The organism is Yersinia sp. Marseille-Q5920, from assembly GCF_946902935.1.
GTDB lineage: Bacteria > Pseudomonadota > Gammaproteobacteria > Enterobacterales > Enterobacteriaceae > Yersinia > Yersinia rochesterensis.
Map to the genome: position 1 here is coordinate 322,262 of NZ_CAMPQA010000003.1, position 12,944 is coordinate 335,205.

A 12,944-nucleotide genomic window follows, 5' to 3' on the forward strand; every position below is an offset into this window, starting at 1 on the left:
CAGTAACTAATCATAAATTATCAGTGATCAACAAACGCAATTTTCAGCACAAACAGTAGCGCAACCACTACCACGCATGGGCTGATCTCACGCCAGCGACCGGTACCTAACTTCATCAGGCAGTAAGAAATAAAGCCCAGCGCAATCCCTTCAGTAATTGAGAAGCTAAACGGCATCATCACTGCGGTGACAAATGCTGGAACCGCTTCGGTCAAGTCATCCCATTTCACACGGGACAAGCTGGATGTCATCAGCACGCCCACATAAATCAATGCGCCCGCCGCTGCATAGGCAGGTACCATTCCAGCCAGTGGAGAAATAAATATCACCAACAGGAAGAGGATCCCGACCACCACGGCGGTTAAGCCGGTACGGCCACCGACAGAAACCCCGGAGGAGCTTTCAATATAAGCCGTCACTGACGACGTACCAATAAACGCACCGGCAACAGAACTGATACTGTCCACATACAGCGCTTGTTTCATGCGCGGGAACTTCCCTTTATGATCAGTTAAACCGGCTTTATCCGTCACACCAATCAATGTACCGGATGAATCAAACAGGTTAACCAGCATGAAGGAGAATATGATCCCCGCCATACCAATATTCAGCGCACCGGCTAAATCGACCTGCCCAACCACGGAAGTCACACTGGGCGGCATGGAGAAAATGCCAGAGTAATGCACATCACCCAGCGCCCAGCCGATTAACGTCGTCACGACAATCGACACCAGCACCGCAGCATGAATATTGCGTGATGCCAGAATTGCAATGATAAAGAAGCCCAATGCTCCCAACAGGACGCTGTGAGAGGTCAGATTCCCGACCGCGACTAAAGTATCCGGATTGGCGACCACGATGCCGGCATTTTTCAGCCCCATCATGGCAATAAACAGGCCGATACCACTGGTTATCCCCACCCGCAGACTCAGAGGAATGTTAGCTATCATCCAGTAACGGATGCGGAAAATAGTGAGCAAAAGGAAACCGATTGCTCCCCAGAAAATAGCACCCATGCCGACTTGCCATGAAATACCCATCGCGCCAACCACCACAAAAGCGAAGAAAGCATTAAGCCCCATCGCCGGTGCCAGAGCGACCGGTAAGTTAGCCAATAGGCCCATAAAGATACTGCCGAAAGCAGCAATCAGACAGGTGGTGACAAACACGGCCTGCACATCCATCCCCGCAACCCCTAAAATCTGTGGGTTAACGAACACGATATAGACCATGGTCAGGAAGGTGGTGATACCCGCAATCAGCTCAGTACGGGCGGTGGTACCGTGTTGCTTTAGTTTAAAAACACGTTCGAGCAGCCCCTGCTCAGTATCAAGGTTTGGTTTACTCATTTGAGGAGTTCCGCAAAAGGGAGTGACAGTTGTGGATATCCTATAACAAAAAAACAGTTGTTTAGAGCGAGATCACACTCTATTTGGCTATTTTTTATCTGCCGTGTTGCGCAACAAGTGGATTAACTTTAACCACCCACTATTCAACTTATTGAATTTTATTCAGTTGATATGCGTAATATTGCTAGCAGGGTAATTATGTATCGCATTCTGGGGCAGGATGGTTAAAGTGGAATGAACTTAAAACGGCATAATAAAGGATGGATTGAGTGAACCAGATTGAATGTGTCATGTTCGATTGTGATGGAACCTTGGTCGACAGTGAAGTTCTGTGTTGTCAGGCCTATGTTGTGATGTTTGCCCATTATGATATTCACTTGTCGCTGGAAGAGGTGATTAAGCGTTTTAAGGGCGTGAAACTCAATGAAATCGTCGCGTTGGTGAGTAAAGAAAACGGCCTGGATGAGCCAATAGAAAAGCTGGAGAAACTCTATCGCGATGAAGTTGCTCGCTTATTTGATGCTGAGTTACAACCTATCGCCGGCGCAAAAACATTGCTAGAGCAAATAACATTGCCGATTTGCGTGGTGTCCAATGGGCCGGTGAGTAAAATGCAGCACTCTCTGGGCTTGACCGACTTACTGCCTTTCTTTGAAGAAAGGCTCTATAGCGGCTACGACATCCAACGTTGGAAGCCTGATCCCGCGTTGATTTATCATGCCGCAGAAGAGATGAAGGTCGCGGCCGAGCGCTGTATTTTGATTGAAGACTCAGCAGCCGGTACCCATGCCGGAATAGCGGCCGGGATACCGGTATATTATTACTGCGCCGATCCACATAATCAGCCGATTCACCACCCATTAGTCACCATGTTTGATGATATGCGGCAACTACCCGATTTATGGCGCGCCAGAGGCTGGCAGATAACCCGCACTTAACTTACTGGTAATACAGATTTATTTCGCCACCAGCGCCATGAACGGTTAATGGCGCTTTGCTTATTAATGGCATGTTGGGAGCTAAAACGGCGGTTAAGGCCATTTGCCAGTAAGTCCAGTGCCAAACATAAAACGAAATAGACCAATGCCACGAACAGGAATACTTCCATCGGGTAAACCATACTGCGGTTATTAACTTGAGTGGCCAAAAACGTCAGTTCATTGACCCCGACGATATAAGCCAGCGAGGTATCCTTAATCAAAGAAATCCATTGATTAATAAATGATGGCACCATCATGCGCAAGGCTTGCGGCAAAACCACGAACCACAAAACTTGCCAACGATTGAAGCCCAATGACAAACCCGCTTGCCACTGCCCCGCCCCGATCGCCACAATTCCCGCTTTCACCGCATGAGCCAGATAGGCTGAAGCAATCAGTGCCAACGCGCATACCACAGTAGTGATTTCGGGGATATCCACACCAAATACGATCGGCAGTAGAAAATACGTCCAAAAAATCAACATAATCACGGGAATAGCGCGGAAAAAACCTAAAAATGCAGCTAATATTCCCGCCCAGGCACCGCGGGACATCGCCAGCACCACACCCAACACGGTGCCTAAAATAGCCGAAGCCACGCCAGCTAACAGGCTGATCAACAAGGTTAATGCAGCTCCGCCTAACGGCCCATCAGGAAATGTTCCCCATAACAGATAAGTCCAGTTATCGGCAATAATCGTAAAATCCATCTCAGTGCCCCTTAACGATGGTTCGCTGCTGACGCCACATGCCCCAGGCCTCAATCAACGCAATAATCGCGATATACAACACCGTTGCCACACCAAAAGCCTGGAATGTCCGCAAAGTTTCCGTTTCAACCTGGCGGGAAGCATAAGAAAGCTCGGCCACACCAATAGCCATCGCTAATGATGAGTTTTTAATAATATTCATATATTGGCCGAGTAACGGCGGCATAGCGATTTTCAACGCCTGCGGCAACACAACATGGCGCATAGACTGCCAACCCGTCAGCCCCAATGCATGGGCAGCATATTTTTGTCCCTTGGCAACCCCGCTGATCCCCGAGCGCAACTCTTCCGCAATAAATGCCGTGGAATAGAAGGTCAAGCCGATGAAACCGGCCAAAAACTCAAAAGAAGGCCAGCCGAGAGTGAGTCCAAAAACCGTGATTTCATGGGGAGTATTAAGCCAAGGTATCCAGGATGCGGGCAGAAATTGACTGGCAGCAAAATACCAAAAGAACAACTGGATAAGCAGCGGCGTATTACGAAATAGCATGCTGTAACCAATCGCAAACCATTGCAACGCTTTGAGTTCGCTGTCTCTGGCGGCGGCCAGTAAAAAACCCAATAGCGTAGAAGCCACCACTGTGCAGGCAGAAATCCACAACGTCAGCAGAAAACCATTCCATAACCAGCCGAGATATTGCGGAGCCAGCAACCAGTCAGTGAGGTGATGTAGATTCATATTTCCTTAAACCCGTATCTGCATGAAAGCAAATAGCCCTGCATCACAACAATGCAGGGCTTTTGGTGTTCTCAATTGACTATTGAATCATGCTTTAGGCTGTTGATCCAATGGTGCAAATTTGAAATCGCCACGGGGTTGAGCTGCTTTGGTTTCAGGCCCGAACCAGCGGTCATAAATTTTCGCTGCTTCGCCATCTTTTTCCAGTTTAACCAGTGTCTCGTTCACTTGAGTAGTTAAGCGATCTTCCCCTTTAGGAATACCAACGCCTTGATATTCTTTAGTAATACTGAATGGTGAGATTTCAAAATCTGCTTTTTGTGCCACAGAAAGGTTGCCCAACAACCCAACTAATTTTGCATCATCCTGAGTGATAGCTTGAACATTACCATTGCGCAGAGCGGTAAATGCCACCGGAGTATCATCATAGGAAATGACTTTCGCCGTTGGATAACGGTCACGTAAGGTTATTTCCTGTACCGTGCCTTTATCCGCACCGATACGCAACCCAGCGATGTCTTCTGGCGTTTTCAGCACACCTTTATGGGCAATAAATTTCTGACCCGTCGCAAAGTACGGCAAGCTGAAGTTCACTTCTTTGGCGCGGTCATCCGTAATAGTGAAGTTGGCAGCAATCAAATCCACTTTTTTAGAGGCCAGTAACGGAATACGGTTAGCTGGGTTAGTTGCCCGCAGTTCAACTTTTACACCTAAATCTTTCGCGATTGCATTCGCCACATCGACATCATATCCCACCAGTTTTTTAGTCTGTGGGTCGATATAACCAAATGGTGGGTTGCTATCGAAAACAGCAATCCGCACCACACCAGCCTGTTTAATATCATCCAGCTTATCTGCGTGAGCAGCACCAGAAAGTGTGGCCAGACCGGCTAACAGCGTGAGTGCCAGAACGCTTTTTTTGGTGGTTAGAGATTGCTTCATTGAAAGCTCCTAAGATGATTGAGATGTTGCGATACACGTAAGCTATCAAGTCCGCGTTAGGTCAGGAAATAATATAAAACGATATATTTATAACTAAATCATCTCAGTGGATAAGTTTGCTTATATTGAAAGAAAAAGTGAAATCATGGGCGGGGAAAACGGGCGATTATGGCCGTGAATCCCCGGCCAAACCGCATTTCTAGCGTGTATGAGTAACAACAACCTCAACAGAGTTATATACCGAGTTATAGTATTTAACTGGGTGTTTCTTCCGACTTTACCTTTTCATGATGATTCGAAGTAGTGGATTTAACTTTAGTCTTTGTCAGGCTTTCAGACTCTTCGCTAATCTCTGACTGACCAATGAAAACACCGCCTTTCTTGATAGAGAAATTACTGCCTTTTACAATGCCGTTTAGCCGACCATTCTCCAAAATTTCCAAATGATCGGAAACACAAACACCCTCGATCCGCCCATCAACCGTAATGTGAGGGGCGGTTAAATTCCCTTCAATATGACCACTGCGCATCAATCTTAGTGTGCCTTCATTGACAACAATATCACCGATGACAACACCATAAATTTGAATGTCACCATCAAGATTAATATTACCTTTTAATTTTGTCCCCACCGCTATAATCGTATTTGTCTTCACTGAGTCTGATGGCGAACCCGATAATGGGGCTGAAGATGGTAGAGAAGAGTTGGCCATAATAGACACCTTGTCATGACTGCTTGCTTTCTTTTTAAACATAATATTTATCAGAATAAAAATGAGGAATAAAGTAGGAGCAAGAAGAAGATAAAAAAATAAATTGTAGACTATATAGCTAACTAAACATGCTCCCCAAACAACCCACAGCAGGCTAAGAGCGACATTCTTTGGCATATACAGACGTATGTTCACTTATCCCGCCCAATGTAAACGCATATTAAAAATCATATATTCTTATGCAGATAAATATTAAAATCGCCATTATATTATAATAGGGGAAATATACTTTCCCCATGAGGGAAGTTATATTTCCCCTAAACAATAAAACCATTTAAATATACATCCACAAAGCAACAAAACACACTTTCATTATGTCAATCAATGGGGGATTAAATATAAACAGAGATAAAACGAGAGTGAATTAGCTTAATAAATTAATAATAAGGTAGCAAAGGCGGGAAAAAATAATTTATAAAAATAACCCCCAATCAAGCAGAAATGCTTAATCTAATTGGGGGAAACAGGTTACTTTTCAGCTTTATTAGAAAGCAGTTTTTCTAAATCATCGCCACCTAAGTGACGGAAATCCTGACCTTTAACAAAGTAGAAGATAAATTCGCAGATATTCTGGCAGCGGTCGCCAATGCGTTCAATCGAACGGGCGCAAAACAATGCTGTCAGCACACTTGGGATAGTTCGCGGATCTTCCATCATATACGTCATCAACTGGCGCACAATGCCTTCATATTCCTGATCAACTTTCTTATCTTCGCGATAGATTCGGATAGCTTCATCCAAATCCATCCGGGCAAAGGCATCCAGAACATCATGCAGCATCTGTACCGTATGACGCCCCAAAGACTCCAAACTGACCAGTAAAGGCTGGTGTTGATGAGAGAATTTTTCCAGCGCAGTGCGGCAGATTTTATCCGCCACATCACCGATGCGCTCTAGCTCAGAAATCGTCTTGATGATGGCCATCACCAGACGCAAATCACTCGCCGTCGGCTGACGTTTGGCAATGATGCGCACACAGGCTTCATCAATGGCCACTTCCATCATATTGACCTTTTTATCACCAGCAATGACCTGTTTTGCCAACTCGCCGTCCTGATTGTGCATGGCGGTGATCGCGTCAGATAATTGTTGTTCCACCAGCCCGCCCATGGTCAATACTTGGGTGCGGATATGTTCAAGTTCTGCATTGAACTGGCCGGAAATATGTTTATTAAGATTCAAGTTATCCATGATACTTCCCGTACATGTAAATAGGCGAAATTGATGTATACCCTATGAGTAAAATCAGCCATAGCGACCGGTGATATAATCTTCCGTCTGTTTCTGCTGTGGTGCGGTAAACAGCGTATCTGTATCACTGAATTCAATTAACTCGCCCAGATACATAAATGCCGTGTGATCTGAGCAGCGAGCCGCTTGCTGCATGTTGTGTGTCACTATCACCACCGTATAGTCAGACTTCAACTCGCTGATCAGCTCTTCAATACGGCCAGTCGAGATAGGGTCAAGTGCTGAGCAAGGCTCATCAAGCAACAACACATCTGGGCGAATCGCGATACCACGGGCGATGCATAGGCGCTGCTGCTGGCCTCCCGACAAACTGTATCCGCTCTGGTGCAACTTATCTTTGGTTTCATTCCACAAAGCCGCTTTGGTCAGCGCCCATTGCACGCGCTCATCCATATCGGTGCGAGATAGGTTCTCAAACAGTTTCACACCAAAGGCGATGTTATCGTAAATCGACATTGGGAATGGGGTTGGCTTTTGGAAAACCATGCCAACTTTTGCCCGCAACAATGCAATATCTTGTTTATCGGTCAGGATATTCTGCCCATCCAGCAAAATGTCGCCTTCAGCGCGCTGATCCGGATACAACTGATACATTTTATTGAATGTACGCAGCAGTGTTGATTTACCGCAGCCTGATGGGCCGATGAATGCTGTGACCTGGTTTTTGGCAATATCCAGCGAAATATTCTTCAGCGCATGAAATTTGCCGTAGTAGAAGTTCAGATCGCGAACCTGAATTTTGCTGTTGTTGATGTCAGTAGCCATACTCATCAAGACTTCTCTCTTTTAGCCAATGCCGCCGTAGCTGCATTTTGGAATTTATTGGCGAATCGGGTTTTTCTTTGCTAATTAAGGGCTTTTCTCAGCCGATTAATACTTTTTCTTAGCAAAAATAACGCGAGCCACAATATTCAGTAACAGCACACACAGGGTTATCAAAAGCACCCCAGCCCATGCCAGTTGTTGCCATTCAGCAAATGGGCTCATGGCAAACTTAAAGATAGTGACCGGTAAGTTAGCAATTGGCTGACTCAGATCGGTACTCCAGAACTGGTTGGAGAGCGAGGTGAACAGCAAAGGCGCGGTTTCACCGGCAATACGCGCGACCGCTAACAAGATACCCGTCAAAATACCGGAGATAGATGCTTTCAAGGTAATGGCCGATATCATGCGCCATTTTGGTGTTCCCAATGCATAAGCCGCTTCGCGCAAGCTATCCGGTACCAACTTCAGCATGTTTTCAGTGGTGCGAATGACAATAGGGATTTGTAACAGCGCCAGCGCAATCACCCCAGCCCAACCGGAGAAGTGCTCCATCTTGGCAACCACTATGGTGTAAACAAACAGGCCGACAACAATGGAAGGGGCTGATAATAAAATGTCATTTATAAAGCGGGTAATTTCCGCCAACCAGGATTTACGGCCATATTCCGCCAGATAAATCCCCGCCATAATCCCCAGTGGGGTGCCAATGACGGTTGCCCACAGAATTAATAATCCGCTCCCCGCAATGGCGTTTGCCAACCCCCCACCGGCCGTATTGGGCGGCGGTGTCATCTCGGTAAACAAGGCCAAAGACATACCGTCGATACCTTTGGTCACCGTGGAGAACAAAATCCACACCAACCAGAACAGGCCAAATGCCATGGTGGCCATTGAAAGCAATAAAGCAATACGGTTTTTTTGACGACGCCATGCCTGCTTTTTACGGCGGGTTTCCATCAGCGTCGCATCACTTTGCATATCCATCGTCGCCATCTTAGCGCCCCTCTTTCTTAGCCAGACGCAAAACCATTAACTTAGATAAAGCCAGTACGATAAAGGTAATGACGAATAAGATCAGACCCAGTTCCATCAACGCGGCGGTATGTAAGCCAGATTCAGCTTCGGCAAACTCATTCGCCAACGCGGAGGTAATACTGTTGCCCGGCATAAACAGCGAGAAACTGTCGAGCTGGTAGGTGTTGCCGATAATAAAGGTTACCGCCATGGTTTCACCCAGCGCACGGCCCAGCCCCAACATCACGCCACCAATAACACCATTTTTGGTATAAGGCAGCACAATGCGCCAAATCACTTCCCAGGTGGTGCAGCCAATACCATAGGCCGACTCTTTCATCATCACCGGGGTTTGTTCGAAGACATCGCGCATGACAGCTGCAATGTAAGGAATAATCATGATGGCCAAGATGATACCGGCGGCCAGAATGCCGATACCAAAAGCCGGGCCAGAGAACAATACGCCCACAATCGGGATGCCGGACATCACATTGCCGACTGGCTCTTGGAAATAGCGGGCAAATAACGGGGCGAAGACAAACAAACCCCACATCCCGTAAACAATGCTGGGGATCGCGGCTAACAATTCAATCGCCACACCCAGTGGGCGTTTTAACCAGTTTGGGGCTAATTCAGTTAAAAACAGAGCAATACCAAAACTGACCGGAACCGCGATGAGTAGGGCAATAACCGAGGTCACAACCGTGCCGTAAATCGGCACTAATGCACCAAACTGTTCAGCCGGCGCATCCCACTCTTTGGTCCACAGGAAAGCCCAACCAAATTTCTCAATGCTTGGCCAGGAAGCAATAATCAATGAAACGATAATGCCGCCTAACAGAAATAGCGTAATCAGCGCAGCCAGTTTAACTAGCGCACTGAAAATGATGTCACCATATTGACTCGGTGCTTTGATTGTCGGCTTGTCAGCCATAGACTCTCTTCTCATCTGAGTGTTATACCCCCTTGTACTTGAAGCCGCAGGCGTGTTGGCGGCGTTCACTAACCCGAATCACTGACTGGTCTTGACCTTAAAATAAGTCAGCTCATCGGGATTAGCTCAATTGCCGCCTACCTGCAACTCCAATTACTTTGGGTATAAGGTGATGTTATAAATAACTTATTACAGGTAAAACGAACTTCAATCAGAAGATTGGCTTACCGCTGCTATCTTTAATCTGAGTTTTCCAAGCAGCACGGACTTGCTCAACAACTTCAGCTGGCAATGTTGCATAATCCAGCTCGTTGGCTTGTTTAGCGCCGTCTGTGTAACCCCAGTCAAAGAACTTCAATACTTCAACGCCGTTAGCCGCATTTTTCTGCTCTTTATGTACCAAGATGAAAGTTGTTGATGTTATTGGCCAAACATCATCACCTTTTTGATTGGTTAAGTCTTGAGCAAATGTTTTGCTCCAGTCCACACCTTTCGCCGCAGAGCTAAAGCTGTGTTCTGTTGGGCTAACAGGTTTACCATCCGCAGAAATCAGTTTGGTGTAAGCCAGGCTATTTTGTTTGGCGTAAGCATATTCTACATAGCCAATAGAGCCAGGTAAGCGCTGTACAAAGGCGGCGATACCATCGTTACCTTTGCCACCCAAACCAGTCGGCCAGTTAACCGTCGAACCTGCGCCTACTTTTTCTTTCCATTCTGCGTTCACTTTAGCCAGGTAGCTGGTGAACACGAATGAAGTGCCGGAGCCGTCAGCACGACGCACCACAGCAATATTTTGATCTGGCAATTTAACGCCTGGGTTCAGCTTAACAATAGCCGGATCATTCCACTTTTTCACATTACCCAGATAAATATCACCCAGTGTTTTACCGTCTAATGTCAGTTCACCGGATTTAATACCAGGGATATTCACGGCCAATACTACGCCGCCGATCACTGTTGGAAATTGGAACAAACCTTCAGCCGCCAGTTTGTCATCTGTTAATGGCGCATCAGACGCACCGAAATCAACAGTATTGGCAATAATTTGTTTTACGCCGCCCGAAGAACCGATCCCCTGATAGTTAACTTTGTTACCTGTTTCTTTCTGATAAGAATCTGCCCACTTGGCATACACCGGTGCGGGGAATGTCGCACCTGCACCCGTCAGGCTTGCAGCAGCGAACGCGGACACGGTGGTCATAGATAAAGTCGCTGCCACAATGCTGGCTACGGTGGTACGCATCAGTTTCATAATCCCTCCTAATGGGATATTAGAATTAACTCTATACCAAAGAACTTGGTGCTGCTGGTAGGCGGCAAGCGAACCCCGATGAACTTACTCGTGTAAGTGATTCGGGTGAGTGAACGTAGCTAACAAACCTGCAACTTCAAGTACAAAGTGTATAAAATTTTTTCATCAGATTAAGTATGGTGCAGGAGGGAAAATAGGACAGTTTAATGACAGAAAAATGTATGAAATATTACAGTTATATGACAGCAAACAAGAATCAATACAAGACGTTGATTTTATTTGTTTTAATGTTTTTTTAGTTTAAATATAAAACTCAGAAAGTAAGGGTTTTAGTTAAAAAGGGGATAATTGGCACTCATATTTATGACATTAGAAATTGGTGTTCGCGGCTAGCCTCCTATCGTATCATTGCTCACTAAAGCCCCCTTATAATTACCACGAGTCACTAAAGTCATCATGAATCTTACGCCACCTTGAGTTATTCCCCATCGCACTGAACGACTCTGAGCGGGTACTGTTAAAGCATTCATGCTTTTCGCATTATCTATTCATGCCCATTTAGGCCAATATTTTATCGGTTTTTTGCTGTGATGCTTAGGATCTTGGCGTTTAGCTATTTTGCCAACACCCGGTAAGTTTTACCTAAGAAATAATAATGAAAAGAGACAGAAGAAATGAGTAACAGTAATCACATTAACACCGCTGAAGCGTTAGGCGATCAACTGCGTGTAGCCCAGGTTCTCACATCACCAAAGTTAATGGCACGTGAATGTTTAGCCGGAGTGATGACAGCATTGGCGCTCATTCCTGAAGTTATCTCATTTTCTGTCATTGCTGGCGTCGATCCGAAAGTAAGTTTGGTCGCATCTATTGTTCTGTGTTTGACGCTATCTATTCTCGGAGGGCGACCCGCAATGGTCACCGCCGCTGCAGGTTCAGTGGCATTAGTCATCGGCCCAATGGTTCATATACATGGCGTCGAATACATACTGCCAGCGGTCGTGTTGGGAGGGATAGTTCAAATCCTGTTCGGCATGACAGGTTTATCTCGCATGATGCGTTATATCCCGCGCTCTGTGATGATCGGTTTTGTTAATGCATTGGGTATCTTGATATTTTTCGCTCAGGTACCCCATGTTTGGGGGCAATCGAACCTGGTATGGGGGATGCTTGTCATTACCCTGCTCATTGTCTTGCTGCTCCCGCGTATACTTAAAAGCGTACCCTCACCACTTATTGCCATCGTGGTCGTCACTGTAGTGGCTTTGTTGATGGGCTACCGACTACCTAATGTCGGCGATGAAGGGCCGATGGGTGGCGGCTTGCCAGGGTTCACCCAGCTTCTGGTTCCTCTGAATTGGCAAACACTCCACATTGTATGGCCTACAGCGTTAAGTATCGCTTTTGTCGGGTTAATGGAGTCGCTGTTAACAGCAAAACTGGTAGATGACATTACAGATACCCCATCAAGCAAGCGCCGTGAGTCATGGGGCCTTGGTGTTGGTAATATTCTCGCCGGTTTTTATGGTGGCATCGCGGGTTGTGCCATGATTGGCCAGACTATCGTCAATGTTGAGTTAGGCAAAGCCCGGAGCCGAGTTTCAACTTTCGCGGCAGCCGTGGTTCTGCTGTTACTGGTGACAGGTCTGAGCAAAATTTTGGCACAAATCCCTATGGTGGTACTCGCGGGCATAATGATGGTTGTCGCAGTAAAAACGGTTAACTGGCATAGCTTGCAAACATCAACCCTTAAACGTATGCCCTGGTCAGAAACACTGGTGATGGTGCTAACTGTAGTGATTACTGTCTGGACGAGTAATCTCGCGCTCGGTGTATTGGCCGGAGTTATTGTTGCCATGGCGCTATTTGCACGCCGCATAGCCCATGTTATTCATGCAGAACGTACATTAAGTGATGATGGTGAAAGTGTTCGCTATACCGTACGCGGCCCACTATTTTTTGCCAGCAGTAACGACCTGTTCGAGCATTTCGAGTATGCCAATGACCCCAAACGAGTCATCATCGACCTGACGCATGCACAGATTTGGGATGCTTCCACCGTAGCGGCTCTGGATGGTATCGAGTATCGCTATAAACGTTACGGTGCTGAAGTGACTATTGAAGGGCTGGATATGCGCAGCAGCGATTTTCATCGTCGCCTAACAGGAAATTTAAGCTAATCATAAAAAAGTCCGGTGATGCTATTTAAACAGCACAACCGGACTTTTAGATTTA

At 46.4% G+C, this 12,944-nt stretch carries 12 protein-coding genes; 2 read left to right on the top strand and 10 right to left on the bottom strand.

Going from position 1 to position 12,944, the window contains the following annotated elements; genetic code table 11:
* Nucleotides 1-20: 20 nt before the first annotated feature.
* The gene (locus OVO64_RS06645; protein WP_038637709.1) at nucleotides 21-1,349 is read right to left on the bottom strand and encodes an NCS2 family permease; all 1,329 of its coding nucleotides are present in this window, start codon (nucleotides 1,347-1,349) and stop codon (nucleotides 21-23) included.
* A gap of 269 nt (nucleotides 1,350-1,618) precedes the next feature.
* Between OVO64_RS06645 and yieH the strand changes: the two genes are divergently transcribed.
* Nucleotides 1,619-2,287: a 6-phosphogluconate phosphatase gene (gene yieH / locus OVO64_RS06650; RefSeq protein WP_050291908.1), complete on the top strand. Its 669-nt coding sequence runs from the start codon at nucleotides 1,619-1,621 to the stop codon at nucleotides 2,285-2,287.
* Here yieH and OVO64_RS06655 read toward each other — a convergent pair.
* The 9 genes from OVO64_RS06655 to pstS all read right to left on the bottom strand — a co-directional run bounded on the left by OVO64_RS06655 (nucleotide 2,284) and on the right by pstS (nucleotide 10,709).
* Nucleotides 2,284-3,039 carry an amino acid ABC transporter permease gene (locus OVO64_RS06655; protein WP_038637714.1) on the bottom strand — a complete coding sequence of 252 codons (756 nt, stop codon included), beginning with the start codon at nucleotides 3,037-3,039 and terminating at the stop codon, nucleotides 2,284-2,286. The genes yieH and OVO64_RS06655 overlap by 4 nt on opposite strands.
* Nucleotide 3,040: 1 nt before the next feature.
* Nucleotides 3,041-3,778, bottom strand: coding sequence for an amino acid ABC transporter permease (locus OVO64_RS06660; protein ID WP_038637717.1), 738 nt, complete (start codon nucleotides 3,776-3,778; stop codon nucleotides 3,041-3,043).
* Between the two features lie 87 nt (nucleotides 3,779-3,865).
* Entirely contained in the window at nucleotides 3,866-4,720 is an 855-nt protein-coding gene (locus OVO64_RS06665; protein ID WP_038637721.1) for an ABC transporter substrate-binding protein, read from the bottom strand.
* Nucleotides 4,721-4,974: 254 nt separating this feature from the next.
* Nucleotides 4,975-5,583, bottom strand: a complete 609-nt coding sequence (locus OVO64_RS06670) for a bactofilin family protein (RefSeq protein ID WP_042562657.1) — start codon at nucleotides 5,581-5,583, stop codon at nucleotides 4,975-4,977.
* Nucleotides 5,584-5,961: 378 nt separating this feature from the next.
* Entirely contained in the window at nucleotides 5,962-6,684 is a 723-nt protein-coding gene (gene phoU / locus OVO64_RS06675) for a phosphate signaling complex protein PhoU (protein WP_038637723.1), read from the bottom strand.
* A 54-nt stretch (nucleotides 6,685-6,738) separates the two neighbouring features.
* Nucleotides 6,739-7,515 (bottom strand): phosphate ABC transporter ATP-binding protein PstB, encoded by a 777-nt coding sequence (gene pstB, locus OVO64_RS06680; protein WP_038637726.1) that lies wholly within the window; start codon nucleotides 7,513-7,515, stop codon nucleotides 6,739-6,741.
* A 99-nt stretch (nucleotides 7,516-7,614) separates the two neighbouring features.
* Nucleotides 7,615-8,502 carry a phosphate ABC transporter permease PstA gene (gene pstA, locus OVO64_RS06685; RefSeq protein WP_038637729.1) on the bottom strand — a complete coding sequence of 296 codons (888 nt, stop codon included), beginning with the start codon at nucleotides 8,500-8,502 and terminating at the stop codon, nucleotides 7,615-7,617.
* A gap of 1 nt (nucleotide 8,503) precedes the next feature.
* Nucleotides 8,504-9,457, bottom strand: coding sequence for a phosphate ABC transporter permease PstC (gene pstC / locus OVO64_RS06690; protein ID WP_038637732.1), 954 nt, complete (start codon nucleotides 9,455-9,457; stop codon nucleotides 8,504-8,506).
* A 211-nt stretch (nucleotides 9,458-9,668) separates the two neighbouring features.
* Nucleotides 9,669-10,709 carry a phosphate ABC transporter substrate-binding protein PstS gene (pstS, locus tag OVO64_RS06695; protein WP_038637735.1) on the bottom strand — a complete coding sequence of 347 codons (1,041 nt, stop codon included), beginning with the start codon at nucleotides 10,707-10,709 and terminating at the stop codon, nucleotides 9,669-9,671.
* Nucleotides 10,710-11,383: 674 nt separating this feature from the next.
* On the opposite strand from pstS, the gene OVO64_RS06700 reads away from it, so the two are divergent.
* The gene (locus OVO64_RS06700; protein WP_038637738.1) at nucleotides 11,384-12,889 is read left to right on the top strand and encodes a SulP family inorganic anion transporter; all 1,506 of its coding nucleotides are present in this window, start codon (nucleotides 11,384-11,386) and stop codon (nucleotides 12,887-12,889) included.
* Nucleotides 12,890-12,944 lie beyond the last annotated feature (55 nt).

Excerpts from the sequence above, each read along its gene's own strand:
- pstB (WP_038637726.1), bottom strand. The coding sequence starts at position 7,515 with ATGAGTATGGCTACTGACATCAACAACAGCAAAATTCAGGTTCGCGAT.
- pstS (WP_038637735.1), bottom strand. The coding sequence starts at position 10,709 with ATGAAACTGATGCGTACCACCGTAGCCAGCATTGTGGCAGCGACTTTA.
- pstA (WP_038637729.1), bottom strand. The coding sequence starts at position 8,502 with ATGGCGACGATGGATATGCAAAGTGATGCGACGCTGATGGAAACCCGC.
- OVO64_RS06645 (WP_038637709.1), bottom strand. The coding sequence starts at position 1,349 with ATGAGTAAACCAAACCTTGATACTGAGCAGGGGCTGCTCGAACGTGTT.
- OVO64_RS06660 (WP_038637717.1), bottom strand. The coding sequence starts at position 3,778 with ATGAATCTACATCACCTCACTGACTGGTTGCTGGCTCCGCAATATCTC.
- phoU (WP_038637723.1), bottom strand. The coding sequence starts at position 6,684 with ATGGATAACTTGAATCTTAATAAACATATTTCCGGCCAGTTCAATGCA.
- OVO64_RS06655 (WP_038637714.1), bottom strand. The coding sequence starts at position 3,039 with ATGGATTTTACGATTATTGCCGATAACTGGACTTATCTGTTATGGGGA.
- OVO64_RS06700 (WP_038637738.1), top strand. The coding sequence starts at position 11,384 with ATGAGTAACAGTAATCACATTAACACCGCTGAAGCGTTAGGCGATCAA.
- pstC (WP_038637732.1), bottom strand. The coding sequence starts at position 9,457 with ATGGCTGACAAGCCGACAATCAAAGCACCGAGTCAATATGGTGACATC.
- OVO64_RS06665 (WP_038637721.1), bottom strand. The coding sequence starts at position 4,720 with ATGAAGCAATCTCTAACCACCAAAAAAAGCGTTCTGGCACTCACGCTG.